The sequence below is a fragment of the Amycolatopsis sp. NBC_00355 genome (genome assembly GCF_036104975.1).
In the GTDB taxonomy this organism is placed as follows: Bacteria; Actinomycetota; Actinomycetes; order Mycobacteriales; family Pseudonocardiaceae; genus Amycolatopsis.
This window is the reverse complement of sequence record NZ_CP107982.1, coordinates 4,270,654-4,296,371: the sequence shown is the minus strand read 5'-3', so window position 1 is coordinate 4,296,371 and position 25,718 is coordinate 4,270,654. Positions and strand designations below refer to the sequence as shown.

The following is a 25,718-nucleotide window of genomic DNA, read 5'->3' as shown; positions in this document are numbered from 1 at the left end:
TCCCCGTGGAAGCCAGCAAGCAGCACCGGACGGGCCCGCTCGCGCCGTCGACCGCCGCCTCCGCCGGAGGACGCGCGTCGGCGGGTACCGAGAGCGGGCGCTCCGCCAATGCCGGGGGAACCCTCTCCGCCGTCGGGCGGCTCATCGAGCGGGCGGACGCCCTGCACCTGCGCGCGCCCGAACTCGCCTTGGTCCTGGGTGAGCGCGCGGCCGCGATCGCCGAGGCCGCCGGAGCCGACGAGCAGTGGATCCGGGCCGAGAGCCTGGTCGTCTCCGCACGCGTCCGGCTCGGCGACCGACCGGCCACGGTCGGCCGCGCGGTCGCGGCGCTGCGCGCGGCCGAACACGCCGGCTACGGCGACATCGCCGCCCGGCTGCGCATCGACCTCGCGGTCTGCGCCCGCAGCCTGGGCGTGCCGCTGACCGGCCTGGCCGCGCTGCGCCCGGTGCTCACCGACCCGGTCGTCTCGCCGGTGCACCGCGCCGCGGCACTGACGCACCTGGTCGGCTGCCTGGCGCAGATCGGCCGGAAGTCCGAGCTGGACCGGGTGCTCGTCGAGGCCGACAAGCTCGTGCTGGGCGACGAATCGCTGGGCGCGGACACCCAGCTGCTGGTGCGGGCGCTGCTGCGGGTCGGCACGGCCGCGCACCGGCGCCGCCACGGCGACCTGACCGCGGCGGCCGACGCCGCCCGGACCGGGCTGGGCTTCCTGGAGAAGCTCGACAACCCGGCCGACGACGGCGGCCTCGTCCGGATCCGCCTCGTTCTGTTGCTGGTCGGCACCCTGCTCGACCGCGGTGACAGCGAAATGGCGTACGAGATCGCCGAGCCGGTGCTGGCCGAGCCCATCCGCGCCGCCGGCGTCGCGCCCGCGAGCTGGCTGCGGCTGGCCGTCGCGACCCGCGTCCACCTGCCGTCGGGTTCCGGCGAAGCGGCGATCGAGCTGGTCCGCGAAGCCGTGGCGAGCACCGATCGCCACGGGCTGTCCGCGGTCACCTCCCGGCTGTGGCTGGAACTGGCGCAACTGCACGAACGCTTCGGCCAGGCCGAAGAAGCCATCGCGTGCCTGTACCGCTCGCGCGCGGCCGAACAGCTGCACGCGCGGGCCCGTCGGCAGGCGTGCAACGTGCTGGCCGGCGAGTTCGGCTCCGGCGAACCCGCTTCGGTCGACCTCGACGAGGTGCTCAAGGCGGTCCCGTCGCGGCCGATCCCGGTCGTCGCGGCCGAGCCCGCCCCGGCCGTCCGCGAACCGGCCGCGCCCGCCGCGCCCGCCGCCCCTGGTGCCCCGGCGGCCCCGGCCGCCCCGCAGGCCCCCGCTTGGTCGTTCGGCAGCCGCGCGGAGCCGGAACCCGAGACGTCCGCGCCCGCGTGGTCGTTCGAACGGCCCCGGACCGCACCCGACGCGGCCGAGACGACGTTGCTGCCGGCGGTGCGGGACGAACCCGCGCGCCCGGAGCCGGTGGTCGTCGAACGGCGCCCGGAACGGCCCGCGGCCCGGCCGGAACCGATCGAGGTCCGCTCGGCCGAGCCCGGCCGGCGGCCGGAACCGGGCGAGGAGCGTTCCGAGCCGATCGAGGCGCGGTCGGCGCGTGAACGGCGCTTGGAACCGATCGACGTCGCCTCGGCCGAGCCCGGCCGGCGCCCGGAGCCGAGTGAGGCACGCCCGCCGTGGCAGCGGACCCCGGAGCCGGTCGAGAGCCGGTCCGCGGAAGCGCGGCCGCAGTCCCGGGCCGAGCGGCGGTCCGCGTCCGAGCCGCGCCTGGATCCCATCGAAGTGCGGTCGGCGCCCGAACTCGGCGCGAAGCCGGAGTTCCGGTCCGAGCCGATCGAGGTCCGCTCCGCGGCGCCCGACTTCCGGTCGGAGCACGACCCGGAACGGAACGGGGTCCGGTCGAAGCCGGAGTTCGAGTCCGAGCCGGCCGACTTCCGGTCCGGCCGGCGTGCCGCGCCGGAATTCGAAAGCAGCGCGGCGGTCGAGCGCGAGTCCAACGGCCACGCGACACCGAAGCCCGCCGCCGACGCTCCCGCGCCCGCCGAAAACGGGAAGGCCAAGTTCTCCTGGGCCGCCGTCGCCGAAGCGCGGCTGCGAGAGACCGCCGCCGAGCGGGAGTCGGCACCCACGCGCGTGACCCCGGCCCTGCCGCTCGCGCCCGAACCCGCGGCCGAGCGGGAACCGGTGCGGCGTGAGCCGCAGCCCTCGACCCGGCACGACTCCGAGCACGGCTCGCAGTCGGTACTGGACCGCCTCGGGATCTCCGCGCCGGGCGGTGGTGGGGGCCGTGGCCGCCGCCGGGCCGAGGACGCCGAAAGCCCCCGCGAGGAGCCGGCGCCCGAACCGAAGCGGCCGGAGGCGCTCGCGCCGGCCCCGCGTCCCGAGGACTACAGCGACGACGCCGAGTCGTGGCTGCCGCGGCTGCGGATGCCGCCGTCGCTGGAGCCGATGGAGGACTTCGGGCATTGGACGCCCGCGACGGCGCCGTTCCCGGAGAGCTACGCGCGCGCCATCGCCGAGGACGAGCCGCCGCCGGACGCCGGCCTCGCCGACCTGCTGGCCCGCGCGCTCGCCGAGCACCAAGCGGGCACAGCCAGCGCCGCGGCGCTCGTCAAGCAGCTGGGATCGCAGGACAACGGCAGCCGCCGCAACGGTCATGGCCGCAACGGCCACGGCGCGGAAGTCCCGGACTCCCGCCGCCACGGCTCGTCCGATTGACCCGCTCCGCCGCATCGCGCCCAACCCGCAACGCGGCGACGACTCGGGGTGGCTTGACGCCGAGTCGCGGTTCTTGTGCCGCAAGTACCGCAACCTGTCGCCGAGTCGCGGCGCATGCGCCCCCGCATCGACGACTCGCCGCCGAGTTGCGGCACCTGCGCGCATCGACCGGGACTTATCACCAGGTTGCGGCTCTAGCGCGCGCGTTCACCCCGAGGCCGTCGCCGGGTCGCGGTACTTGCGCCTGCATCGACCACCACTCGTCACCGACTTGCCGGGTTCGCCTCGGCCGCACCGCGACCCGGGTTTCGGGCGAACGCCGTTCATTCGGTGAGACACCACCTTTCGTCGCCGACTCGCCGGTGGGCCGGGAGAGTGGGATGCGTCGCACTCCGGGGTCGGCGACCGGCCGACAACGTTCGCCGAACGGCGTACCGGTCTCCCGCGCCCGGGTCAGCTGAACCGATCATGTAGCCGCCGCGCTGCGCAACGGCTGGCCGGTGCGGCTGGTCAGCGCCACGCGAAGGCCCGGAACACAACCCGTCAGTAGCTTGACCGATCACGCGAATCCGCAGGCCCATAAGGGTTTTCCCGCGCCCGGCAAGCTCCGGGTCTTCGTGTGTTCCTCCACCCCGGCGGATTAGTGTGAGGTGGCCGGCGTTCAACGCCGAACCCGGCGCGGAGTCACCCCACGCACTTGGAGAGTTGCCTCAAATGAGCTCGACCGGAGTCTCGTCCCCACCCGGAACCGGAGCCGTCACCGAACCCGAGTTCGGTGCCCCGCGCTCCACCGCCAGCCCGGAGCAGATCAGGGACGACCTGATCGACGCCGCCGCCGGGCTGGCCCCGGAGATCGGCGAGCTCATCCGGCTCTACTACCGGCATATCCCGGCCGAGGAGATCGTCGGCGACGAGCCAGTGAACCTGGTCGGCGCGGTTCGCTCGCACCTGCAGCTGGCCAAGCACCGGATGCCCGGCCGCCCCGCCGTGCGGCTGCTGAACCCGACCGTCGCCGAGGACGGCTGGGCCCGTGAGGCCACCGTCGTGCAGGTCGTCACCGACGACATGCCCTACCTGGTCGACTCGATCGCCGCGGAGTTCGCCCGCGACGGCGTGCAGGTGCAGCGGATCGTCCACCCGATCGTCGTCGTCACCCGCGACCTCACCGGCGAGCTGCAGGAAGTGCACCCGGACGCGGACCCGGGCCGGCCGCCCGCGAACTCGGCGGCCGAGTCGTGGATGTACATCGAGATCGACTTCGTCACCGACCCGAACCGCGCCCGCGAGCTCGACAACCGGCTCGCCAGCGTGCTGGGCGACGTCCGCGAGGTCGTCGAGGACGCCGAGAAGATGGCCCAGACGGCGTGCCAGCTCGCCGGCGAGCTGGAGACGGACCCGCCGCAGCTGCCCCAGGCCGAGGTCGCCGAAGGCGCCCGCCTGCTGCGCTGGCTGGCCGACGGCCACTTCACCTTCCTCGGCTACCGCCGCTACGAGCTGGTCGACAACCCGCATCCGGACTCGGACGAGCCGGCCCTGCGCGCGGTGCTGGCGTCCGGCCTCGGCGTGCTGCGCCAGGACAGCCTGGCCGCGCGCGGCCTCACGGCGGGCCCGGACACCGCGACGTCTGCGCTCGCGCCCTCGCTGCTGGTGCTGACCCAGGCGAGCGCGCCCTCGACCGTGCACCGCCCGGTCTACCCGTACTACGTCGGCGTGAAGACCTTCGACGCCGAGGGCACCGTCACCGGCGAACACCGCTTCCTCGGCATGTTCACCACGACCGCGCTGCACGAGAACGTCCTCGACATCCCGGTGGTCTGCGACCGCGTCCGCGAGGTCATCCACCGCGCCGGTTTCCCGATGGAGTCGTTCTCCGGCCAGCGGATGCTCGAGGTGCTGCAGAACTGGCCGCGCGCGGACCTGTTCTCCGCCGACACCGACTCGCTGTACTCGACGACGACCGGCGCGATCACGCTGTCGGATCGCCGCCGGCTGCGGCTGTTCCTGCGCCGCGACCCGTACGGCCGCTTCTACTCGTGCCTCGTCTACCTGCCCCAGGACCGGTACACGACGCGCTCGCGGCTGGCGATGCAGGAGGTGCTGCTCGAAGAGCTCGAAGGCACCCAGCTCGAGTACAGCGCCCGCATCGGGGAAACCGTGCTGGCGCAGGTGCACTTCATGGTCCACACCGATCCCGCGCGCGGGCAGGAGCCCGACACGCAGCGGATCCAGGAGCGGCTGAACGACGCCGTCCGCAGCTGGGACGACCGGATGGTCGAGGCGGTCCTCGACGAGCGCCGGGAGCGCTCGGACGGCGGCGTGGCCGTCGGCGTCCTCGGCGAGGAGTCGGCGACCGAGCAGGGCCAGCGCTACGCGAGCGTCTTCCCCGAGGGGTACAAGGAGGACTTCTCCGCCGAGGAGGCGCTCTCCGACCTCCGCGCCCTCGACTCGCTTTCCGACGAAGGCGACCTCGCGCTGTCGTTCTACCTGCCGGCCGACGCCGAGCCCGGCGAGCGTCGGTTCAAGCTCTTCCTGCGCGGCGAAGGCGTGACGCTGTCGAAGGTGCTCCCGGTCCTGCAGGCGATGGGCGTCGAGGTCGTCGACGAGCGGCCGTACGAGCTGCACCGCGAAGACGGCGGCCCGTGCTGGATCTACGACTTCGGCCTGCGCATCAGCCAGAAGATGCTCGGCAAGCAGCCCGACGACGACGCCGTCGCCGAGCTGCGCAACCGGTTCCAGGACGCCTTCGAGGCCGCCTGGCGCGGGGACGCCGAGGTCGACGGCCTCAACGGCCTCGTCCTGCGCGGCGGGCTCACCTGGCGCCAGGCCGCCGTGCTGCGCGCGTACTCGCGCTACCTGCGTCAGGCCGGCAGCGCGTTCTCCCAGGACTACATCCAGAACACGCTGCTGTCGCACACCGAGGTCGCCACGAAGCTGCTGCGGCTGTTCGAAACGCGGTTCGACCCGCAGCTGTCCGACGTCGACCGCGAGGCCGCGACCGACGGGCTGGCGAGCGAGCTGGACGCACTGATCGACGAGGTCACCAGCCTCGACGAAGACCGGATCCTGCGCCGCCTGATGGCCGTCATCCGGGCCACGCTGCGGACGAACTACCACGTCACCGGCTCCGACGGCGCGCCGCGGCCGTACCTGGCGATCAAGCTGGACCCGAGCGGGGTACCCGACCTGCCCGAGCCGCGCCCGCGGTTCGAGATCTTCGTGTACTCGCCGCGGGTCGAAGGTGTGCACCTGCGCTTCGGTGAGGTCGCGCGCGGTGGCCTGCGCTGGTCGGACCGGCGCGAGGACTTCCGCACCGAGATCCTCGGCCTGGTCAAGGCGCAGGCGGTCAAGAACGCCGTCATCGTGCCGGTCGGCGCGAAGGGCGGCTTCGTCGTGAAGCGCCCGCCGGTCCCGACCGGCGACTCGAGCTACGACCGCGACGCCCAGCTCAACGAGGGCATCGCCTGCTACCGGATGTTCATCGCCGGCCTGCTCGACCTGACCGACAACCGCGTCGAGGGCAAGACCGTGCCCGCGCCGGGCGTCGTCCGGCACGACGCCGACGACTCCTACCTGGTCGTCGCGGCCGACAAGGGCACCGCGAAGTTCTCCGACATCGCCAACGAGATGTCGGCGCAGTACGGCTTCTGGCTCGGTGACGCCTTCGCCTCCGGCGGCTCGGTCGGCTACGACCACAAGGCCATGGGCATCACGGCGAAGGGTGCCTGGGAGAGCGTCAAGCGGCACTTCCGCGAGCTGGGCAAGGACACCCAGACCGAGGACTTCACCGTCGTCGGCATCGGCGACATGATGGGCGACGTCTTCGGCAACGGCATGCTGCTGTCCGAGCACATCCGGCTCGTCGCCGCGTTCAACCACATGCACGTCTTCCTGGACCCGAATCCGGACGCGGCGGTGACCTACGCGGAGCGCCGCCGGCTGTTCGACCTGCCGCGCAGCTCCTGGGACGACTACGACCGCTCGCTCATCAGCGAGGGCGGCGGCATCTACTCCCGCTCGGCCAAGTCGATCCCGGTCAGCCCGCAGGTGCGCGAGGCGCTCGGTCTCGACGCGAGTGTCACCGCGCTGGCGCCGATGGACCTGCTCCAGGCGATCCTGCTCGCGCCGGTGGAACTGCTGTGGAACGGCGGCATCGGCACCTACGTCAAGGCGGAGACCGAGACCCACGCCCACGCCGGCGACAAGGCCAACGACGCCATCCGCGTCGACGGCAAGCAGCTGCGCGTCCAGGTGTTCGGCGAGGGCGGCAACCTGGGCCTGACCCAGCTCGGCCGGATCGAGTTCGCCCGCCTCGGCGGCCCGGAGCACACCGGCGGCAAGATCAACACCGACGCGCTGGACAACTCGGCCGGCGTCGACTGCTCCGACCACGAGGTCAACATCAAGATCCTGCTCGATCACCTGGTGCAGACCGGGAAGCTCGAGCAGGCCCAGCGCAACGAGCTGCTGGAGGAGATGACCGACGAGGTCGGCGCGCTGGTGCTGGCGGACAACTACCGGCAGAACGCGGTGCTCGGCGTCAGCCGGGCGCACGCCGGGCCGATGGTCTCGGTGCACGCGCGGCTGGTCGCGTCGCTGGTCTCCCAGGGCGCCTTCGACCGCAAGCTCGAGGCGCTGCCGAGCAACTCGGAGTTCCGCGAGCTGGAGAAGGCGGGCAAGGGCCTCACCTCGCCGGAGCTGGCGACGCTGCTCGCGCACGTCAAGCTGGAGCTGAAGGACGAGCTGCTGGCCAGCGACCTGCCCGACTCGCAGGTCTTCGCCGGCCGGCTGCCGGAGTACTTCCCGAAGCCGCTGCGGGAGCGGTTCGCGCCGGCGATCGGCGAGCACCCGCTGCGCCGCCAGATCATCACCACGCTGATCGCGAACGAGGTCGTCGACGGCGGCGGCATCTCGTTCGTCTACCGGCTGATGGAGGAGATGAACGCGACGGCGACCGACGCGGTGCGCGCGTACGCCGTCGTCACGCGGGTGTTCGACCTGCCGTCGCTGTGGACCGCGATCGACGCGCTGGACAACGTCGTGCACACCGACGTCGCCGACGAGATGATGCTGGAGACGCGGCGGCTGCTAGACCGGGCCGCGCGCTGGTTCCTCACCAACCGGCCACAGCCGCTGGCGCCGCTGGCGGAGATCAACCGCTTCGGCCGGGTCCTCAACGAGCTGGTGCCGAAGCTCGGTGACCTGCTGCGCGGCCGGGAAGCCGAGTCGGTGCAGGCGAAGGTGGACGAGCTGACCGCCGGCCACGTGCCGGCCGGGCTGGCCCGCCGGATCGCCCTGCTGCTGCACACGTTCGGCCTGCTCGACGTCACCGAGGTCGCGGAGCTCGCCGAGCAGCAGATCGGCGTCGACGCGACGCACAGCCCGGCCGAGACGGCGGAGCTGTACTACGCGCTGTCGGCGCACCTGGACGTCGACAAGATGCTCACCGAGATCAGCGCGCTCGAACGGGGCAACCGCTGGCACGCCCTCGCCCGGCTTTCGCTGCGCGACGACGTCTACGGCTCGCTGCGGGCGATCACGCTGGACGCGTTGCGGCACAGCGATCCCGGGTCGTCGGCGGACGCCAAGATCGCGCAGTGGGAGAAGACCAACGCCTCGCGGCTGCAGCGGGCGCGCGTCGCGCTCGACGAGATCACCAAGTCCGGCCGGCTCGACCTGGCGACCCTTTCGGTGGCGGCCCGCCAGATCCGGAGCACGGTGCGGTGACCTACGTTTCGCTCGTCCGTCCGCGCTGGACGGACATGGACGTCTACGGGCACGTCAACCACGCCAAGATGGTGACGCTGCTCGAAGAGGCCCGCATCCCGCTGCTGTTCGAGGGGGCCGTCAAGGCCGGGCTCGACCAGCTGCCGAAGGGCATCGTCGTGGTCAAGCTCGAGGTGGCCTACCGGGCGCCGATCGTGGTGTCCGGGCAGGAGATCCGCGTCGACATCGACCTGACCGAGCTGAAGGCGGCGAGCTTCACGCTGGCCTACCGGGTGCACGGCGGGCCGGCCGAGTCGGATCCCGTGGCGGTCACCGCGCAGACGGTGCTGGCGCCGTACGACACCGTCGCGCTGCGGCCGCGTAGGCTCACCCCGCCCGAGTCGGAGTTTCTGAAGCAGGGGTTCGCGGATGCCTGAGTTGTTCGTGCCGGACGCGGCCGACCGGGAGACCCTCGGCGCGTTCGTCGCCCGCGCGGTCCGGCTGGACGGCCAGACGGCCGTCCGGCTGCGCCAGCGCGGTGATGGCGTGGTCGAGGCCTGGACGGCGACGCCGTTCGAGTGCCTGGCCACCCGCGCGGTGGCCGGTGACGTCACCCCCGGTGACGTCACGGTGTCCGGCAACGAGCTGCTCGCCGCGCTGACGGTGGCGGGCGCGCCGCGGATGGACCCGGGCCCGGCCCGCGACCTGCTGTGGCACGGCGAGCTGCCCCCGCCGGGCCGCTGGCCACTGGTCGACGAGCTCCCGGCGCACGTCGTCGCGAAGCTGGCCGACCAGGGCGTCACGCTGGCCCGCGACAACGCGGGCCCGCACGGCAACCCGCCGGCGTCGCTGATGGACCAGGCGGTGCTCACCGTCAGCGATGGGTCGCTGGAGGTCAAGGTCCAGATGCGCTGCCTGTTCGCGTTGTCCGGCATGGGTTTTGTGGACTCGGGCGTCGAGGGCGACGTCGTCCGCGTGACGGCGACGGACTCGTGGCTGCGCCTGGACGCCCGGTACGGCGCGATCCTGCGCCGGCGCCACGCGCTGCTGCCGCTGCTGTTCTGACAGGTTCCTTACGGTTGCCGCCGGCGCGCTCGAACGGTGGCACGCTGGAGACATGACCCCGGACGACGACGACCCGACGGCGGACTTCCTCGACGAAGTCCGCGCGGACGAGACGCCGTGGCGGCGCGACCGCCGGCCGGGGGAGCAGGCGCCGGAGCGCGCCGAGCGACCTGAGAGGTGGGGCCGCACGCGTGCGGCGGGCCGGGCGGCTGCCCAGGCGGCGCCCTACCTCCAGGCCGCGGCGCTGGTGGCGTGGCTGGCGAGCGGAGCCTTTGACGACGGCTCGGGCCCGGGTGACCAGTCGGGTTAGTGCGGTGCTGGTGGTGTCGGCTGTCTTTTGGTGACGGTTCGGGCTGGGTGGCCAGTCGGGTTAGTGCGGTGCTGGTGGTGTCGGCTGTCTTTTGGTGACGGTTCGGGCTCGGGTGACCAGTCCGGTTAGTGCGGTGCTGGTGGTGTGGTCAGCCGGCTTTCGGCGACGGTTCGGGCTCGGGTGACCAGTCGGGTTAGCTCGGCGCTGGTGGTGTGGTCAGCCGGCTTTCGATGACGGCTCGGGCTCAGCCGGCCGGTCCGATTGGCGCGGACCTGGTGGGCGAGTCGCGCCCTCGACGACTTCGGGTGACCAGCCCGGCCAGCTCGGCGCGGGGCACGCAGCGCCCGCCCTCCCCAAGGGGGCCGGTCCCAGCTCCAGCGTATCGGCGACCACCGGCGGAACCCCGGAACAAGGTGGTTTTCCGGGGGAGTTGTCCACATCCGCGGTGAGCTGTGGAAAAGCGTCCGCGCGCGGCAAGCTGTGGAAAGCGTCCGCACGCGGCGAGCTGCGGGAAAAGTGCGCGGTCCGCGGCGAACTTCGTCTGGTCCGGCGAGCACTGGAAGCTCGCGCGATCTGCGTCCGGTCTGCCGCTGGCCGCAGGAAGAGGCGGGTTCGCGCGAACCGCGTCCGGTCCGCCGCGGGCCGCGGGAAGAGGCAGGTTCGCGCGAACGCTTCCGATCTGCGGCGAGCCAAGGAGAGCGCGAGGCCCGCGTCAGACCAGCCAGGCAGCGGAGTCGGCCGGTAGCTTCCCGTCCACCAGCGGGCTGCTCGAGAGCAGCACCTCTCCCGGCGGCAGTGCGATCGGGCTCGCCGACGTGTTCAGCGCGCAGACCAGCCCGCCCCCGCGCCGCCGGAACGCGAAGCAGCCCGCGGGCGCGCCGTACCACTCCAGCTCGTCGCCGCTGAATGCCGTGTGCGTCTTCCTCAGCTCGATCGCGGCGCGGTACAGCGAGAGCGTCGAATCCTCGTCCTCTATCTGCTTCTCGACCGTCAGCCCCGCCCAGTCCGCCGGCATCGGCAGCCACGTGCGCGGGTTGCGGGAGAAGCCGAACGGCGGCAGGTCGCCCTCCCACGGCAGGGGCACTCGGGAGACGTCGCGGCCGAACTCGGCTCCGCTCGTCTTCGCGCGCGGGTCCGCCATGGCCGAAGCGGGCAGGTCGACGTTGGCCAGGCCCAGCTCTTCGCCGTTGTACAGGTAGACCGCGCCGGGCAGGGCCAGCTCGACCAGCGCCATCGCCCGGGCTCGGCGCTCGCCCTGCGTGCCACCGCCGTAGCGGCTGACCTGGCGCCAGACGTCGTGGTTGCTCAGCGTCCACGTCGCCGGCGCGCCGACCTTCGCCGGCACAGTGAGGGAACGCTGGATCGCCGTGCGCATGGCGTCGGCGTCGAAGTGGGTCAGCACCAGCCGGAAGTTGAACGCCAGGTGCAGCTCGTCGGGCCGCAGGTAGCGCGAGAGGCGTTCCTCGTCGGTCACCCAGATCTCGCCGACCGCCATCGTCTCCGGGAACTCGTCGAGCACCTTGCGGATCATCTGGTGGATCTCGTGGACGCCGTCGTAGTCCCAGCGCGGGTCGTAGTAGTCGGTCGGGGTGAACCCGCCGGCCCGCGGGTCCATGTCCGGCAGGCCCGGCGGCTTCGCCATGCCGTGCGCGACATCGATGCGGAAGCCGTCCACGCCGCGTTCGAGCCAGAACCGCAGGGTGCGCTCCAGGTCGGCGGCGACCTCCGGGTTGGCCCAGTTCAGGTCCGGCTGCTGCGGGGCGAACAGGTGCAGGTACCACTGGCCGTCCGGCACGCGGGTCCAGGCCGGGCCGCCGAACGCGCTGACCCAGTTGTTCGGCGGGTCCTCCCCGCGCGGGCCGACGCCGTCGCGGAAGACGTACCGCTCGCGCTCCGGGCTGCCGGGCGCCGCCGCCATCGCCGACTTGAACCAGGCGTGCTGGTTGCTGGTGTGGTTGGGCACGATGTCGACGGTGACCTTGATCTTGCGCTTGTGCGCCTCGGTCAGCAGGACGTCGAAGTCGCCGAGGGTGCCGAACATCGGGTCGACGTCGCGCGGGTCGGCGATGTCGTACCCGTGGTCGGCCATGGGGGAGCGGTAGAACGGCGTCAGCCACAGCGCGTCGACGCCCAGCAGCTCCAGGTAACCGAGCCGGGACCGGATGCCCTCCAGGTCGCCGACGCCGTCGCCGTCCGAGTCGGCGAACGAGCGCACGTAGACCTGGTAGAAGACGGCTTCCCGCCACCACTCGAGCGCATTCCGGGGGCCCCGGGTGGCGGAGCCCCCGGCCCGGGGCGAAGCCCCGGATGTTTCGGCGTCCTCCGGCTCGGGTCTCATCAGACGAAGCTGTTCATCATGCTGTGCGCGGCCATCTCCAGGTACGCCCACAGCTGCTGCCGGTAGGGCTCGTCGAGGTTCTCCTCGTCCACCGCGATCCGGATGCAGCGCAGCCAGGCGTCCCGCTCGATCGGCCCGATCTTGAACGGCGCGTGCCGCATCCGCAGCCGCGGGTGCCCGCGCTGGTCGGAGTAGGTGTGCGGGCCGCCCCAGTACTGCATCAGGAACAGCCGGAAGCGTTCCTCGGCCGGGCCGAGGTCCTCCTCCGGGTAGAGGGGGCGCAGGATCTCGTCCCGCGCGACTTCCTCGTAGAACCGCCCGACGATCCGGCGGAACGTGGGTTCGCCACCCACCGCTTCGTACAGGTTCGCCGGTTCGCTCACTGGTGACACGCCTCCCATTTTGCCCTTCCCGTAAAGGTTCCCGACGGCCGGTACCGCTCGCTCCGAACCGTCGCAAAACCGTTTCCCACAGTAACGGCGGCGAGTGCGCGAGCCTGGGCGGCGACCGTTCCCGGCCACGGGTCGTGAGTGCGCAACAGCGTCAGAACACTGTCACGCACTCACGGCCGTCACTTGCCGATGACCGGGGCGATCGCGGCCTTGGCCGGGAACAGCCGGCCGAGCGGCGGCTCGAAACCCGCCTCCTCCAGGGCCGCGAGCAGCTGGCCGCGCAGGGCGCGCTGCACCAGCCACTGCTTGCCCGGGCGGACCTTCACGGTCAGGCGCAGCTGGATGCCTTCCGGGGTGACGCTTTCCACCCCCAGCATCTCCGGCGGCTCGAGGATGTTGGCCTGCAGCGCTTCGCTTTCGGTCGCCGTGGAGGCGGCCCCCATCAGCACCGCGGACGCGCGTTCGACGTCGGCCGAGTAACCCAGCGGGACGTCGACCACCGCGACCGCGAAGCCCTGGCTGGAGTTGCCGACGCGCAGGACCTCGCCGTTGCGGACGTACCAGACCGTGCCCTTGAGATCGCGCAGCGTGGTGATCCGCAGGCCGACGGCCTCGACGGTGCCGGTCGCCTCGCCGATGTCGACGACGTCGCCGACGCCGTACTGGTCCTCGATCATCATGAAGATGCCGGACAGGAAGTCCCGTACGAGGTTCTGGGCGCCGAACCCGATGGCGACGCCGATGATGCCGGCCGACGCGATGATCGGCCCCAGGTTGAGGCCCAGTTCGCCCAGCACGAGGATGAACGCGAGGCCGTAGACCAGGAACGTGGCCATCGACTTCAGCACCGAGCCGATGGTCGTCGCGCGCTGGCGGCGCCGTTCGATGACGGCCGAGCCGAGCACCTCGGGGGCTCGCTCGCGCAGGGGGCGCAGCAGCGACGGGAGCTTGCCGCCGGTCTTGGGCAGCGTCGTGACGCGGTTGATGACCCGTCTGATCAGCAACCGCACCAGGAACGCGATCACGATGATCATCAGGATCTTCAGCGGCTTGGTGAGCAGCCAGTTGGTCGAGCCGGCCAGCCACTCGTTGCCGGTGACCTTGAACACCTGGAAACACAAGGTGGAGGCGTCGCGGATGCACGGCGTCGAGTCGGCGGCGGCGGTGAGCAAGGGGGACACGGGAGTTCGATCATCCTTCCGATCAGGTCGGTTTCCCCAACTTCGAGTGGATGTTGGGTCGCGCGGATGTGACACGTCTTGTAACACACGTGCGCTGGGGGCCTGTTCTGTGGTCGACTATGCCTACGCCCCTGGAGGTGGTCGAGTGCCAGACCGACAACCCAGCCCCCGCGGTGTCTCCGGCCAAGCCATGGCCGAAGAGACGCCAGAGGTGGTCCTGCGTGCCCACCCGGGGGGAACCGCATCCGGCGGACCCGCCCCGGCCGGGCCGGGGAACCGCCCAGGGGGAGTCACCCGCCCGCCCGGTCAGCGTAGTAGAGGCCGGGATCCGGCTGCCCCGGCCTGGGGCCGGCGCCGGGTGCTCCTGCTCAACGCCACCTTCGAGCCGCTGACCGCGCTGCCCCTGCGCCGCGCGGTCGTGCTGGTGATGTGTGGCAAGGCCGAAGTCGTGCACGGCGATCCCGGCGGCGTCGAGCTGCACGCCGCGACGCTGTCGCTGCCGGTGCCCTCGGTGATCCGGCTCAGCACGTACGTGCGGGTGCCCTACCGTGCGAAAGTGCCGCTGACCAGGGCCGGGCTGATGCACCGCGACCGGTACCGCTGCGCCTACTGCGGAGGGCGGGCCGAGACGATCGACCACGTCCAGCCGCGCAGCCGCGGCGGACCGCACAGCTGGACGAACTGCGTCGCCTGCTGCGCCAAGTGCAACCACCGCAAAGCGGACCGGCTGCTCTCGGAGATCGGCTGGAAGCTGCGGGTCGTCCCGCGAGCCCCGCACGGCCCGCACTGGCGGCTGCTTGCGCACTCCAAGGAGGCCGACCCGCTCTGGCGGCCCTACCTCGGTTCGGCCGCGTAATTACGACGCGTTCAGGGGGCTCCGGGTGGCGGAGCCCCCGGCTCGGGGCGAAGCCCCGGTTGACGCTGCCCTGACATGCCGCCGCCCCGGCTGCCTTGCGGCGGCCGGGGCGAGCCGGAGTGCTTGCGCGGTACGTCCAGGAAGCGCGGAACGAGCTCAGGCGGCGAGCGTGTAGTCGCTCTGGCAGGTGACGCGGGTGCCCATGGTGACGCGCGTCCCCCGGGTGACCCGGGTGCCCCGCGTGACGCGCGTGCCGCAGGTGACACGGGTGACACGGGTGCCCGCCGTCACTCGCGTGCCCATCGTGACGCGCGTGCCCCGGGTGACCCGCGTCCCGCGCGTCACCCGGGTGCCTGCCGTCACCCGGGTGCCCATGGTGACGCGCGTCCCCGCCGTCACGCGGGTACCGCGAGTGACGCGTGTACCCCGGGTAACCCTTGTGCCCGCCGTCACACGCGTTCCGGGCACGAATTCGATCTCGCTGGGTGACGAGGTGGTCTCGGTGATCGCCTGTGCGGGGGTGTGGACGCTGTTCATGGCAAGGCCTCCTGGGACCGGTGCGTGACCTGCTGGGGCTGGGGAGCGGGGCGCAAGGCCCGTACAGGTGAAAAAGCTACGAGGATTTCAAGGCAACGACAAGACGACAGCGGCGGGTGCGGCCGCCTGTACGTTGAGTTGCAACCTTTCGGCCCGACGGTCTTCGCCCCAACGTTCCAGTGCCCGCGCGCCAAGCGGCGGACGGCGCCTGCCTTACGACGAACGGTCGAGTGCCCTCGCGCGCGGTGGCTTCGGTGTCTTCGGAGGTCATCCGATACGCTCAGCGCCGTGAACGTTGTCGAGACGATCGTGGTCTTCGCCGTGATCCCGCTGGCGATCTACGGCTTCGCCGGGTTGCTGACGCTCCGGCGCAAGTCCGGTGGCGCCCCGCGGCACCGGCCGGGCCAGGCTTGGGAGTACCCGGCCATGTGGTGGAGTGCCAACCCCGACGGGGTCGGCGAAGGGCACCGGCCCGCCGGCGCCGAGAACGACGTGGTCGCCGGCGGCGCCACGGCTACCGCGGCAGGGGGCGCTCGTGGCAACTGGTGAGCTGACGAAGCGCGTCGACGAGTCCGAGCTGGGCTACGGCGAAGCGCTGACGTCCAGCGGCCGCGTGTCGGCCGCCAAGATGTACGAGCCCGCCGCTCCGGCCGGGCCGTTCACCACCCGCCAGCTGGCCCGCCTGGACGAGGCGCTGACGTTCGCGAGCCGGGAGACCGGCTTGGACTTCAGCCTCTACCTCGGCGAGCTGGGCGGCCAGGACAGCCGCGCGACGGCGGAGAAGCTGCACGCGACGACGGCGAACCCGGCCAACTCGGTCCTCATCGCGGTCTCGCCCGGCGAGCGGCTGATCGAGATCGTCACGGGCCGGGCGGCCTACAGCCGCCTGCCCGACCGCGGCGCCAAGCTGGCGATCGCGAGCATGGTGGCGTCGTTCAAGGAGGGTGACCTGGTCCGTGGCCTGGTCAACGGCCTCGCGAACGCGCTCCGCATGCTGTCCGACCAGGCGGGCCCCGCGCCCCGCTGACCCAGACACGCGAAAGGGCCCCGCACCACCCGGTGCGGGGCCCTTTTCGTGCGGTGCCGGTCCTCAACCGGCCCAAGGCGGCCTTCGGTGCGTCGGGCGCAACCAAGGCCGCCTTGGGGCGTTCGGATCAGGCCTGGGCGTCGAAGTCGCGGGCCGCGAGAGCCCGGACGATGCCCGCCCGGCCTTCCGAGACCAGCCGGCGCAGGGCCTGCGAGTGCTCGCCCTTCAGCCACGCGTCGGACGCCGTCACCGTCGCCGGCTCCACGGCCCACGACGGGTACAGCCCGATCGCGATCGGCTGCGCGCGCTCGCTGGAGCGCCGCTGCCACACCTCGTCGATCACCTCGAAGTACTTCGCGACGTACCCGCCGAGCAGCGCCTTCTGGCCCGGGTGCGAGAAGCCCGAGATCAGCGAGTCGCTGACGGCGTTGGTCAGCTCGTCGTCGTGGACCGCGCGCTCCCACGCGTCGGACTTCGCCTCCGCCGTCGGACGCAGCGCGCGGCCGCGTTCGGCCTGGCGGCGTCCGGTCGCTGTGTTGTCGCGGGCCAGCTCGGCGTCGAGCTCCCCGGTGCCCGCCTTGCCGTGCGCGACCAGCGCGTGCAGCAGCCGCCAGCGCAGGTCGGTGTCGACGCTGAGGCCCTCCAGCGGGGCCGAGCCGTCGAGCCAGCCGGCGACGACCGCGAGGGTCGCCTCGTCCAGCACGGAACCGGCCAGCGAGTTCACGAACGCCAGCTGGTGGTCCGAGCCCGGCTCGGCGGCGCGGACCAGCTCCAGCAGCCGCCCGGTGAACGCCGGCCAGCCGGTCGAGGCCGCCCAGCCCTGCTCGGCGTAGGAGTTCAGCGCGGTCTGGGCCTGCAGCAGCAGCCGCTGGACGACGCCGACCTCGGTCTCGGTGTGGATGCCGCGCTGCACCAGGGTGACGAAGTCGCGGGCCTTCAGCTCGGCCTCACGGGTCATCTCCCACGCCGCCGACCAGCACAGGGTGCGCGGCAGCGACTCGGTGATGTCGGCGACGCGGTCGATCAGCGTGGTCAGCGACACCGGGTCGAGCCGCATCGTGCAGTAGGTCAGGTCGTCGTCGTTGACCAGCACGAGCTTGCCCGCGGCCTGGCCGACCAGGTCCGGCACCTCGGTGCGCTCGCCGTCGACGTCCAGCTCGACGCGGTGGGTGCGGACGATCTTGCCGGTGCCGTCCTCGCCGTAGATGCCCACGGCGACGCGGTGCGTCCGCAGCTCGCCGGCGCCCGGCTTGGCGCCGGACTGCACGACGGCGAACGAGGTGAACGTGCCGTCGGAACCCACCTCGTAGCGCGGGCTCAGCGAGTTCAGGCCGGTGGTCTCCAGCCACTGCGCGCTCCACCACGACAGGTCGCGCCCGGACGCCTCCTCCAGCGCGCCCAGCAGGTCGGCCAGCGTCGCGTTGCCCCAGGCGTGCTTGCCGAAGTAGACCTTCAGCCCGTCGAGGAAGTGCTCCAGCCCGACGTAGGCGACGAGCTGCTTGAGCACGCTCGCGCCCTTGGCGTAGGTGATGCCGTCGAAGTTCACCTCGACCGCGTGCAGGTCGACGATGTCGGCGGCGATCGGGTGCGTCGAGGGCAGCTGGTCCTGGCGGTAGGCCCACGACTTCTCGATGTTCGCGAAGCTGGTCCACGCGTTCTTGTACTCGGTGGCCTCGGCCTGGGCGAGCACGCTGGCGAAGGTCGCGAACGACTCGTTCAGCCACAGGTCGTCCCACCAGCGCATGGTCACCAGGTCGCCGAACCACATGTGCGCCATCTCGTGCAGCAGCGTCTCGGCGCGCCGCTCGTAGGCGTAGCGGGTGACGCGGCTGCGGAAGACGTAGTCCTCGAGGAAGGTGACGGCGCCGGCGTTCTCCATCGCGCCCGCGTTGAACTCCGGCACGAACAGCTGGTCGTACTTGGAGAACGGGTACGGGGTGCCGAACTTGTCGTGGTAGAAGCCGAAACCCTGCTTGGTCTCGGTGAACAGGCGCTCGGCGTCCATGTGCTCGGACAGGGACGCGCGGCAGTAGATGCCGAGCGGGATCGTCTTGTGGGCGTCGGTGTACTCGTCGCGCCACTCGGCGTACGGCCCGGCGATCAGCGCGACCAGGTAGGTCGAGAGCCGCTCGGACTCCTTGAACACCGTCCGGACGGCGCCTTCCGGCGTCTCCTCGGCCGACTCGGCGAGGGTGTTGGAGACGACCTTCCAGTCCTTCGGCGCGATCACGGTGAGCCGGTAGACCGACTTCAGGTCGGGCTGGTCGAAGCAGGCGAACATCCGCTTGGCGTCGGCCGTCTCGAACTGGGTGTACAGGTAGACGCTTTCGTCGACCGGGTCGACGAACCGGTGCAGGCCCTCGCCGGTGTTCATGTACCGGCAGTCGGCGGTGACCGTGAGCTCGTTCACCTCGGCGAGGTCCGCCAGCGTGATGCCCCGGTCTTCGACGTAGGCGCTGATGTCGACGTCCGCGCCGTTCAGGGTGGCGGAGTGGACGCGGTCGGCGACGAGGTCGACCCAGGTCTCTTCGCCGGCCTTGGCGCTCGCGAACCGGACGGTCGTCTTCGACGCGAAGGTCTTCTCCCCGGGACCGCCGTGGCCGTCGGTCAGATCGAGCTCGATGTCGTAGCCGGTGACGTCGAGCAGATCCGCGCGCAGCTTGGCGAGGTCACGGGTCAAGTTGGGGGCGGGCACAGGCACCTCTGGTCGTGGGATCGGTTTTCAGGCTCCCCGCATCCAATCATGGGCACGGGGTCGCGGGCGACGAGGGAACAAGCGTGCGCTCCCCGGTGTTGGCCCGCAGTGTGGGCCCTGCCCACACGCCGACGTCGTCTTACTGTGCACAGGAGTACCCGATGACCGCTGCCGAGCAGCCCACGAAGGTCGATTTCTACTTCGACCCGATCTGCCCGTTCGCCTGGATCACCTCGCGCTGGATCCTCGAGGTCGAGAAGCACCGCAAGCTGGACCTGAGCTTCCGGGTGATGAGCCTGTCGTACCTGAACTCGGGCCGCGACGAGCTGCCGCAGGAGTACAAGGACCTGCTGGCGAAGGGCTGGGGCCCGGTGCGCGTGGCCGTGGCGCTGGCGCAGCTGAAGGGCGAAGAGGTGCTGCGGGACTACTACACCGAGTTCGGCACCCGCTACCACAACCAGGGCAACAAGGACCGCGACGCGGTCATCAAGGAGTCCCTGGCCGCGATCGGCGCGCCGGCCGAGCTGTACGACGCCGCGGACTCCACGGAGTACGACGAGGCCCTGAAGAAGAGCCACCACGAGGGCATGGACCCGGTCGGCATGGACGTCGGCACCCCGACGATCCACATCGACGGCGTCGCGTTCTTCGGCCCGGTCCTCAGCTCGATCCCGCGGGGCGAGGACGCCCTGAAGGTGTTCGACGGCGCGGTCGCGCTGTCGAGCTACCCGGACTTCTTCGAGCTGAAGCGCACCCGCACGGGTGACCTGAACTTCAATTGACCCGTTCCAAAAAGCGTCACTTTCCCTAGGAAAGATGCGTCGGAGGGCCCTTCGGACGCATCTTTCCCTACGAAAGTGACATGTCCGGTCAGAGGGTCTGGAGGGCGGCCGAGGTGACGTCGGCGGGGTAGCGGGACGCCGCTACCGCCGCCGCCTCGGTCGATTCTCCCCGGCCGACCGCCGCCTTCAGCGCGATCAGCTCGTGCAGGCCGTGGCGGTGGTAGCGGACGAAGTCGGCGTCGACCGGGTCGCCGTGGCCCGGGACGACCACGCGCGGTTCCAGCGCGAGCAGGGTGTCGAGCGTGTCCGGCCACGCGGTCAGGTCCGAGTCGGCGCCGAACGAGAACGCGCTGAAGCCGTGCTCGGCGTTCTCGACGATGTCCCCCGCGAAGACGACGCCGGCGTCCGGCACGTGCACGATGACGTCGTGGTCGGTGTGGGCGCGCCCGGGGTGCAGCAGCACCGCCGTCCGGCCGCCCAGGTCGAGCTCGGTCCGGTCGCTGAACAGGTGATCGGGGACCACGAACGTGGTGCGCGCGATGGCGTTGGCGATGGCCGCCTTGCCTTCCTCGCGGTAGTAGGCCATCCACTTCTCCCGCGCGCCCTCGGCGTATTCGGTCAGCTCGGCGCGGCAGCCCTCGTGCGCCCAGACCGCGCACGGCAGGAACCGCTCGGTGCCCCAGGTGTGGTCGAAGTGCGCGTGCGTGAACGCGACCGCCCACGGCAGCGGCGTCAGCTCGCGCACGGCCGCCGCCAGCTCGGCGCCCTGGTCCAGGTCGCCGCGGGTGTCGATGACCAGGCAGCGGTCGGCCCCGATCACCAGCCCGACGGTCAGGTCCAGTTCCTCGTACCGCCGCGCGTGCACGCCGTCGGCGACCTCGACCCAGTGACCGGTCATCGCAAGACTCCTTCGTGCAGGACGGGAGCGGCGTCGCTCACGTCGATCCGGGCGGCCAGCGCGACGTCGCCGCCGTGCCCGGCCTCGGTCAGTTCGCGCCCGGACACGCAGGCCGCGACCGCCGCGACGTCCACCGACCGCGCGGCCAGCGCCGCTTCGGGGGACAGTGTGCGCCCGAACCGGGCCAGCGCGGCGGCGATCGCGCCCGCGCCCACCTGGTCCTCGACGCACGGGCGCAGCGGCCCGAACGTGTCGCCGTGGCCGAAGATGTTCACCCCCCAGCGTTCCCCGGCCGCGATGACGCCGACGGGGCCGCCCAGCTCGTGCGCCTTCGCGGCCACGGCGGAGGCGTTGCGCAGGCAGCCGGCCAGCACACGGGCACCGGTCGCCGCGGCGGCGGCGCAGAGGGTGGCGCCGTTCGGCGAGGGGAGCGCGAGGAGCGTGCCGGGAGGGATGTCCGTCACTGACGACGGCCGGAGGGTGAACGTGGTCTCACCGGCGATGACGGCGCCCGCGGCCCGCGCGAGCGCGATCCCGCGTTCGTCACGCCAGCGCACCGGCAGCACCCGCCCGCCGCGGCCGACCACGAGATCCGTGGTGGTGCTGAAGGAAAGCACGTCGACGACGATCAGCACCGCGCATTCGCGGCCGAGCGCCGCCACGCCTTCGCCGCCCCAGTCGAGCCTCACGTCGTGTCCCGACTGCTCCCAGATCCCCACCCCCGGAGCATGCCGGAAACCGGCCGTGATGGCAGACTCCCAGCCGTGCGTGTCTACTTGGGATCCGACCATGCCGGCTTCGAGCTGAAGAACCACCTGGTGGCTCACCTGGAGAAGCAGGGCCACGAGGTCACCGACATCGGCCCGCGGGTCTACGACGCGGCCGACGACTACCCGGCCTACTGCGTCGAGACGGCGCTGCGCGTCGTGGCCGACGAGGGCAGCCTCGGCATCGTCGTCGGCGGCTCCGGCAACGGCGAGCAGATCGCCGCGAACAAGGTCCCCGGCGCCCGCGCCGGCCTGGCCTGGAGCGTCGAGACGGCCAAGCTGTGCCGCGAGCACAACCACGCCCAGCTGATCGGCGTCGGCGCCCGGATGCACACTGCCGAGCAGGCCACCGAGATCGTCGAAGCCTTCCTGGCGACGGACGTCTCGCCCGAGGAGCGGCACGCCCGCCGCGTCCGGCAGCTGCTGGACTACGAGCGCACCGGAACCCCGCCGGCCCTGCCGGAGGCCTGATGCCCGAGGGGCACACGCTCCACCGGCTGGCGCGGCTGCACAAGCGCCGGTACGCCGGTGCCCCGGTCGAGGTGAGCAGCCCGCAGGGCCGCTTCGCCACCGAAGCGTCCCGTTTGGACGGTCGGGTGCTGCTCGGTGCCGAGGCGCACGGCAAGCACCTGTTCCACGACTACGGCCCGCACGGGGTCGTCCACGTCCACCTCGGGCTGATCGGCATCTTCAGCGAGGGCAAGGCACCCGCCCCGGCACCGGTCGGCGCCGTCCGGATGCGCCTGGTCGGCCGGACACAGTGGACGGACCTGCGCGGCCCCAACACGTGCGAGCTGCTGGACCCGGCCCAGGCCGACGCGATCAAGGCGCGCCTCGGCCCGGACCCGCTGCGCCGCGACGCGAAGCCGGACAAGGCGTGGGCGCGGATCTCGAAGTCGAAGGTCTCGATCGCCGCGCTGCTGATGGACCAGGCGGTCTTGGCCGGCGTCGGCAACGTCTACCGCGCCGAGGTCCTGTTCCGCCACGGCGTCGCGCCGATGACGCCGGGACGTGCGCTGGACCGCGCGCTGTGGGACGACATGTGGGCCGACCTGGTGACGTTGATGCGTGACGGCGTCCGCGTAGGCCGCATCGACACGGTCCGCCCGGAGCACCTCCCGGAGGCGATGGGCCGCGCGGCGCGGGTCGACCGCCACGGCGGCGAGGTGTACGTCTACCGCCGCGCCGGCGAGCCGTGCCTGGTGTGCGGGACGCCGGTCGAGACGTCGGCGTTGGTGGGCCGGAACCTCTACTGGTGCCCGACCTGCCAGCCCGCCTGATTCAGAGCCGCGTGGCAAAGGTTTTCGCGAAGGTGTGCACGTCGCCCGGCCAGCGGGCCGACACGTAGTTCCCGTCCTCGACGACGAACGCCGGACGCTCGTCGTCGAGCCGGTCGCGGGCCCGGCCGCTCGCCTTCACACGCTCGGTCGTGTCGCGGAAGTCGTCCGGACGCGCCAGGGCACGGGTGACCTCCTGCTGCACCGACAGGTACCCCTCGGGCTGCCCCGGCTCCTCGACGTAGGTGCGGTAGTAGTCCGGGTCCCAGAACCGGGTCCGCCGCGTGAGCCGCCACGCCGTGCGCTCCAGCTGCCAGGTCAGCGCCGTCGTCGTGCGGCCGTGCAGCACCGAGCGGCCGGTGGCCGGGTCGACGCTGCGCGCGGCGAGCAGGACGCCGTGGCAGATCGCGCCGACCGGCAGGTCGCGGCGGAAGGCGTCGGCGACCACGCCCTGCAGCACGGGGCTTTCGAGGTACTCGCGCATGCCGCGGGCCCGGTGCCCGCCGGGCAGGAGCACGCCGTCGACGTCGTCGAGGTTGATGTCGTCCCAGCGGATCGGGGAGCTCCACGCGGGATCGTCGAGCAACGCGCGGTGGGCGTCACGCGCGGCTGCGTCGGCTCGCAGCACGCGGCCGAGCGCGGTGAGCTTCTTCAGGCCCGGCACCCGGCCCCACAGGTCGAGGCCCTCGCCGGTGACCATCAGCTCGTCACAGGTGGCTTGCGTGCCGCCGGGTGTCGCGAAGACGACCGTGTGGTCCCGGCTCAGCACCGCGCGGCTGACGGCCACTTCGGACGGGTCCGAGTCCCGGGCCGGGACGGGGATCAGCACTCTCGCCACGGCATCCTCCTGAAGTCGTCCAGGAGGATGCCAGCCGGTGCTCAGAAGTCGAAACCGCCCCCGTCGAAGCCACCGCCGTCAAAGCCGCCGCCGTCGAAACCGCCACCGCCCCAGTCGCCGCCTCCGCCGTCACCACCGCCGAAGTCGCCTCCGCCGTCACCGCCACCATCGCCGCCGCCGTCACCGCCGCCGGAGTCGAGCGCGTCCTGCTGGCCGGCGTCGTAACCCGACTCCCAGGCCCCGGCGCTGGCGATACCGCCCATGCCGGAGAACATCGCGCTGAACAGGAACATCGACCCGAGACCCCAGGCGCCGGCGACGAGCGCGGGCTTCCACCACGGCTCGCTGTACCAGCCCTGCGGTACCGGCCGGCCGGCGACGCGGCCGCCGGGGTAGTAGTACGGCGTGTCCTGGCCGGCGTCGGGGGACGCGGCGTAGTGCTGGCCCTCGACGTCCACGTCGCGGCGCTCGGTGACCTTGCCGGCGCGCTCGCGCTCGGCCTCTTCCGGCAGCTGCGGGCCGGGGTCCATGCCCATCGCGACGCGCGCGGCGCGGACGTAGTAGAGGCCTTCGACGGCGGTGTCCTTCACCAGCCGGGCCTGCTCGATGGTCCGCGCCTGCTCCATCTGCGAGCCGGCGGCGTTGTAGCGCTCGCTCGCGTCGGCCATCGCCTGCTGTGACGCGGTGTCCGTGCCGTTGATGTTGAGGACCTGGCCGCCGAGCCGCTCGACGAGGCGCCGGGCGTCGGCCTTGGCGTCGTCGAGTTCCCGCTGCCGGGCCGCGGCGCGCTGCCGCGAGAAATACAGGCCGCCACCGACGATCACGACGACGAGCACGATCAGGAAGATCGCGGTGCCCATGGACCACTCCCAGAAGCTCGGTGCCCGGTGACCGGAAGTCACCTTTGAATCGGACAACGCGGACGCTACGCGGAGGGTTCCCGGACAGTGATCCGGCACACCGCCAGGCCTGGCCGAAGAAACTAGAACACGTTATAGTTCCGTGCTATGAAGTTCACCCTGTCGATCGCGATGAACCCGCTTGATCAGCTGGGCGAGCTCGCCCGGGCCGCGGAAGAGGCCGGCTTCGCCTCCATCGCCCTGCCGGACTCGCTCTTCTACGCCGAGACGGTCTCCACAGACTATCCCTACACCCCCGACGGCAGCCGGTTCTGGACCGCCGACACACCCTGGGTCGACCCGCTGGTCGCGACCGCCGCCATGGGCGCGGTCACCAGCCGCATCGAGTTCTACACCTCCGTGCTGAAGCTCGGTTCGCGCAACCCCGTGCTGCTCGCGCGTCAGGTCGGCTCGGCGTCGGTGCTCACCGGCGGCCGGTTCGGCCTCGGCCTCGGCGTCGGCTGGCTGCCGCAGGAGTTCGAGTACTGCGGCGTGCCGTTCGAGCGGCGCGGCAAGCGGGTCGACGAGGCGATCGACGTGCTCCGGCTGATCCTCGACGGCGGCATGGTCGAGTACCACGGCGAGTTCTACGACTTCGACAAGCTGCAGATGAGCCCGGCGCCCGCCAAGCGGGTGCCGTTCTACATCGGCGGCCACACCGACGTCGCGCTGCGGCGCGCGGCCCGCGTCGCCGACGGCTGGTCGTCGGCGATGATGAAGCTCGAAGAGCTGCGCGAGACCATCGCGCGCCTGAAGGAGCTGCTGGCCGAGCGCGGCCGCGCCGACGACCCGTTCGAGTACCAGGCCGTCTGCATCGACAAGTTCGGCCTCGACGGCTACCGCGAGCAGGCCGAGGCGGGCGTCACCGACGTCATCACCATGCCGTGGGTGTTCGACGGCGTCGGGTTCGACGCCCCGGTCGAGCCGAAGCTGGAGTCGATCCACAAGTTCGGGGCCGAGATCATCGACAAGTTCGGGGAGTGACGGCGATGGGCGTGCAGGTCAGCTGGGACAAGGAGAAGGAGCAGCCGCCGGCGCGGCGCGCGGCCCTGGCCTCGATGACGGCGGTGACGGCGGGCGACAAGGACGCGTGGCTGGCGCTGTTCGCGGCCGACGGTGTCGTCGAGGATCCGGTGGGCCCGTCGATGTTCGACGAGACGGGCAAGGGCCACCACGGCCACGACGGCATCAGTGCCTTCTGGGACAAGACGATCGGCAACGTCGAGCGCTTCGAGTTCGTCATTCGCGACTCCCACGCGGCGGGCGACGAGGTGGCGAACGTCGGCACGATCACGACGTACCTCCCGGGCGGCTACCGCGTCGACACGGACGGCGTGTTCGTCTACCGCGTCGGCGACGACGGCCTGATCACGTCGATGCGGGCGTTCTGGGAAACCGAACGCGCGATGGCGACGGCCCGGCAGGTGTCCGAATAGTCTGTC

The 25,718-nt window shown here is 71.9% G+C and carries 22 protein-coding genes; 13 read left to right on the top strand and 9 right to left on the bottom strand.

Annotation, left to right across the window (positions count from 1 at the left end; all coding sequences use genetic code 11):
- Positions 1–5 precede the first annotated feature (5 nt).
- From OHS18_RS18875 to OHS18_RS18855, 5 genes are all read left to right on the top strand, one after another.
- The gene (locus OHS18_RS18875) at positions 6–2,711 is read left to right on the top strand and encodes a hypothetical protein (RefSeq protein ID WP_328617933.1); all 2,706 of its coding nucleotides are present in this window, start codon (positions 6–8) and stop codon (positions 2,709–2,711) included.
- A gap of 714 nt (positions 2,712–3,425) precedes the next feature.
- Complete coding sequence (locus OHS18_RS18870; protein ID WP_328617932.1) at positions 3,426–8,435, top strand: NAD-glutamate dehydrogenase; 5,010 nt, start codon at positions 3,426–3,428, stop codon at positions 8,433–8,435.
- Complete coding sequence (locus tag OHS18_RS18865) at positions 8,432–8,851, top strand: acyl-CoA thioesterase (RefSeq protein ID WP_328450805.1); 420 nt, start codon at positions 8,432–8,434, stop codon at positions 8,849–8,851. The genes OHS18_RS18870 and OHS18_RS18865 overlap by 4 nt, the downstream gene beginning before the upstream one ends.
- Positions 8,844–9,479 carry a hypothetical protein gene (locus OHS18_RS18860; RefSeq protein ID WP_328450807.1) on the top strand — a complete coding sequence of 212 codons (636 nt, stop codon included), beginning with the start codon at positions 8,844–8,846 and terminating at the stop codon, positions 9,477–9,479. The genes OHS18_RS18865 and OHS18_RS18860 overlap by 8 nt, the downstream gene beginning before the upstream one ends.
- Positions 9,480–9,531: 52 nt before the next feature.
- Positions 9,532–9,789, top strand: coding sequence for a hypothetical protein (locus OHS18_RS18855; RefSeq protein WP_328617931.1), 258 nt, complete (start codon positions 9,532–9,534; stop codon positions 9,787–9,789).
- Positions 9,790–10,501: 712 nt separating this feature from the next.
- Here the strand turns inward: OHS18_RS18855 and OHS18_RS18850 are convergent.
- From OHS18_RS18850 to OHS18_RS18840, 3 genes are all read right to left on the bottom strand, one after another.
- Positions 10,502–12,127 carry a glycoside hydrolase family 13 protein gene (locus OHS18_RS18850; RefSeq protein ID WP_328450811.1) on the bottom strand — a complete coding sequence of 542 codons (1,626 nt, stop codon included), beginning with the start codon at positions 12,125–12,127 and terminating at the stop codon, positions 10,502–10,504.
- Positions 12,127–12,510: a globin gene (locus OHS18_RS18845; protein WP_326960134.1), complete on the bottom strand. Its 384-nt coding sequence runs from the start codon at positions 12,508–12,510 to the stop codon at positions 12,127–12,129. The genes OHS18_RS18850 and OHS18_RS18845 overlap by 1 nt, the downstream gene beginning before the upstream one ends.
- A gap of 188 nt (positions 12,511–12,698) precedes the next feature.
- Positions 12,699–13,700, bottom strand: coding sequence for a mechanosensitive ion channel family protein (locus OHS18_RS18840; protein ID WP_328617930.1), 1,002 nt, complete (start codon positions 13,698–13,700; stop codon positions 12,699–12,701).
- 358 nt (positions 13,701–14,058) lie between these two features.
- Here OHS18_RS18840 and OHS18_RS18835 point away from each other — a divergent pair, with 358 nt between their 5' ends.
- Positions 14,059–14,556 (top strand): HNH endonuclease, encoded by a 498-nt coding sequence (locus tag OHS18_RS18835; RefSeq protein WP_328450815.1) that lies wholly within the window; start codon positions 14,059–14,061, stop codon positions 14,554–14,556.
- Positions 14,557–14,712: 156 nt separating this feature from the next.
- Here OHS18_RS18835 and OHS18_RS18830 read toward each other — a convergent pair whose 3' ends face one another.
- Positions 14,713–15,093 carry a hypothetical protein gene (locus OHS18_RS18830; RefSeq protein ID WP_328617929.1) on the bottom strand — a complete coding sequence of 127 codons (381 nt, stop codon included), beginning with the start codon at positions 15,091–15,093 and terminating at the stop codon, positions 14,713–14,715.
- Between the two features lie 288 nt (positions 15,094–15,381).
- Here OHS18_RS18830 and ctaJ point away from each other — a divergent pair, with 288 nt between their 5' ends.
- Both ctaJ and OHS18_RS18820 read left to right on the top strand, forming a co-directional pair.
- Complete coding sequence (gene ctaJ / locus OHS18_RS18825) at positions 15,382–15,642, top strand: aa3-type cytochrome oxidase subunit CtaJ (RefSeq protein WP_328450819.1); 261 nt, start codon at positions 15,382–15,384, stop codon at positions 15,640–15,642.
- Positions 15,629–16,120, top strand: coding sequence for a DUF5130 family protein (locus OHS18_RS18820; protein ID WP_328450821.1), 492 nt, complete (start codon positions 15,629–15,631; stop codon positions 16,118–16,120). The genes ctaJ and OHS18_RS18820 overlap by 14 nt, the downstream gene beginning before the upstream one ends.
- 127 nt (positions 16,121–16,247) lie before the next feature.
- On the opposite strand, the gene pepN is transcribed toward OHS18_RS18820, so the two are convergent.
- Positions 16,248–18,815, bottom strand: coding sequence for an aminopeptidase N (gene pepN, locus OHS18_RS18815; protein WP_328450823.1), 2,568 nt, complete (start codon positions 18,813–18,815; stop codon positions 16,248–16,250).
- A 161-nt stretch (positions 18,816–18,976) separates the two neighbouring features.
- Here pepN and OHS18_RS18810 point away from each other — a divergent pair, with 161 nt between their 5' ends.
- The gene (locus OHS18_RS18810; protein WP_328450825.1) at positions 18,977–19,597 is read left to right on the top strand and encodes a mycothiol-dependent nitroreductase Rv2466c family protein; all 621 of its coding nucleotides are present in this window, start codon (positions 18,977–18,979) and stop codon (positions 19,595–19,597) included.
- An 88-nt stretch (positions 19,598–19,685) separates the two neighbouring features.
- On the opposite strand, the gene OHS18_RS18805 is transcribed toward OHS18_RS18810, so the two are convergent.
- Entirely contained in the window at positions 19,686–20,495 is an 810-nt protein-coding gene (locus OHS18_RS18805) for an MBL fold metallo-hydrolase (protein ID WP_328450827.1), read from the bottom strand.
- Positions 20,492–21,214 (bottom strand): 2-phosphosulfolactate phosphatase, encoded by a 723-nt coding sequence (locus OHS18_RS18800; protein WP_442875391.1) that lies wholly within the window; start codon positions 21,212–21,214, stop codon positions 20,492–20,494. The genes OHS18_RS18805 and OHS18_RS18800 overlap by 4 nt, the downstream gene beginning before the upstream one ends.
- A gap of 45 nt (positions 21,215–21,259) precedes the next feature.
- On the opposite strand from OHS18_RS18800, the gene OHS18_RS18795 reads away from it, so the two are divergent.
- Positions 21,260–21,733, top strand: a complete 474-nt coding sequence (locus OHS18_RS18795; protein ID WP_328450831.1) for a ribose-5-phosphate isomerase — start codon at positions 21,260–21,262, stop codon at positions 21,731–21,733.
- On the top strand, positions 21,733–22,542 hold the full coding sequence (locus tag OHS18_RS18790) for an Fpg/Nei family DNA glycosylase (protein ID WP_328450833.1): 810 nt from the start codon (positions 21,733–21,735) through the stop codon (positions 22,540–22,542). The genes OHS18_RS18795 and OHS18_RS18790 overlap by 1 nt, the downstream gene beginning before the upstream one ends.
- Position 22,543: 1 nt before the next feature.
- Here the strand turns inward: OHS18_RS18790 and OHS18_RS18785 are convergent, their stop codons facing one another.
- The gene (locus tag OHS18_RS18785) at positions 22,544–23,377 is read right to left on the bottom strand and encodes a DJ-1/PfpI family protein (RefSeq protein WP_328617927.1); all 834 of its coding nucleotides are present in this window, start codon (positions 23,375–23,377) and stop codon (positions 22,544–22,546) included.
- A 41-nt stretch (positions 23,378–23,418) separates the two neighbouring features.
- Entirely contained in the window at positions 23,419–24,237 is an 819-nt protein-coding gene (locus OHS18_RS18780) for a hypothetical protein (RefSeq protein WP_328617926.1), read from the bottom strand.
- A 147-nt stretch (positions 24,238–24,384) separates the two neighbouring features.
- On the opposite strand from OHS18_RS18780, the gene OHS18_RS18775 reads away from it, so the two are divergent.
- Both OHS18_RS18775 and OHS18_RS18770 read left to right on the top strand, forming a co-directional pair.
- Positions 24,385–25,260, top strand: a complete 876-nt coding sequence (locus OHS18_RS18775; protein WP_328450839.1) for an LLM class F420-dependent oxidoreductase — start codon at positions 24,385–24,387, stop codon at positions 25,258–25,260.
- A gap of 5 nt (positions 25,261–25,265) precedes the next feature.
- Complete coding sequence (locus OHS18_RS18770; RefSeq protein ID WP_328617925.1) at positions 25,266–25,712, top strand: nuclear transport factor 2 family protein; 447 nt, start codon at positions 25,266–25,268, stop codon at positions 25,710–25,712.
- The last annotated feature ends 6 nt before the right edge of the window (positions 25,713–25,718 follow it).

Coding starts and splice junctions, on each gene's coding strand:
- OHS18_RS18870 (WP_328617932.1), top strand. CDS start 3,426: ATGAGCTCGACCGGAGTCTCGTCCCCACCCGGAACCGGAGCCGTCACC.
- OHS18_RS18860 (WP_328450807.1), top strand. CDS start 8,844: ATGCCTGAGTTGTTCGTGCCGGACGCGGCCGACCGGGAGACCCTCGGC.
- OHS18_RS18855 (WP_328617931.1), top strand. CDS start 9,532: ATGACCCCGGACGACGACGACCCGACGGCGGACTTCCTCGACGAAGTC.
- OHS18_RS18850 (WP_328450811.1), bottom strand. CDS start 12,127: ATGAGACCCGAGCCGGAGGACGCCGAAACATCCGGGGCTTCGCCCCGG.
- OHS18_RS18830 (WP_328617929.1), bottom strand. CDS start 15,093: ATGAACAGCGTCCACACCCCCGCACAGGCGATCACCGAGACCACCTCG.
- OHS18_RS18810 (WP_328450825.1), top strand. CDS start 18,977: ATGACCGCTGCCGAGCAGCCCACGAAGGTCGATTTCTACTTCGACCCG.
- OHS18_RS18805 (WP_328450827.1), bottom strand. CDS start 20,495: ATGACCGGTCACTGGGTCGAGGTCGCCGACGGCGTGCACGCGCGGCGG.
- OHS18_RS18790 (WP_328450833.1), top strand. CDS start 21,733: ATGCCCGAGGGGCACACGCTCCACCGGCTGGCGCGGCTGCACAAGCGC.
- OHS18_RS18780 (WP_328617926.1), bottom strand. CDS start 24,237: ATGGGCACCGCGATCTTCCTGATCGTGCTCGTCGTCGTGATCGTCGGT.
- OHS18_RS18775 (WP_328450839.1), top strand. CDS start 24,385: ATGAAGTTCACCCTGTCGATCGCGATGAACCCGCTTGATCAGCTGGGC.
- OHS18_RS18770 (WP_328617925.1), top strand. CDS start 25,266: ATGGGCGTGCAGGTCAGCTGGGACAAGGAGAAGGAGCAGCCGCCGGCG.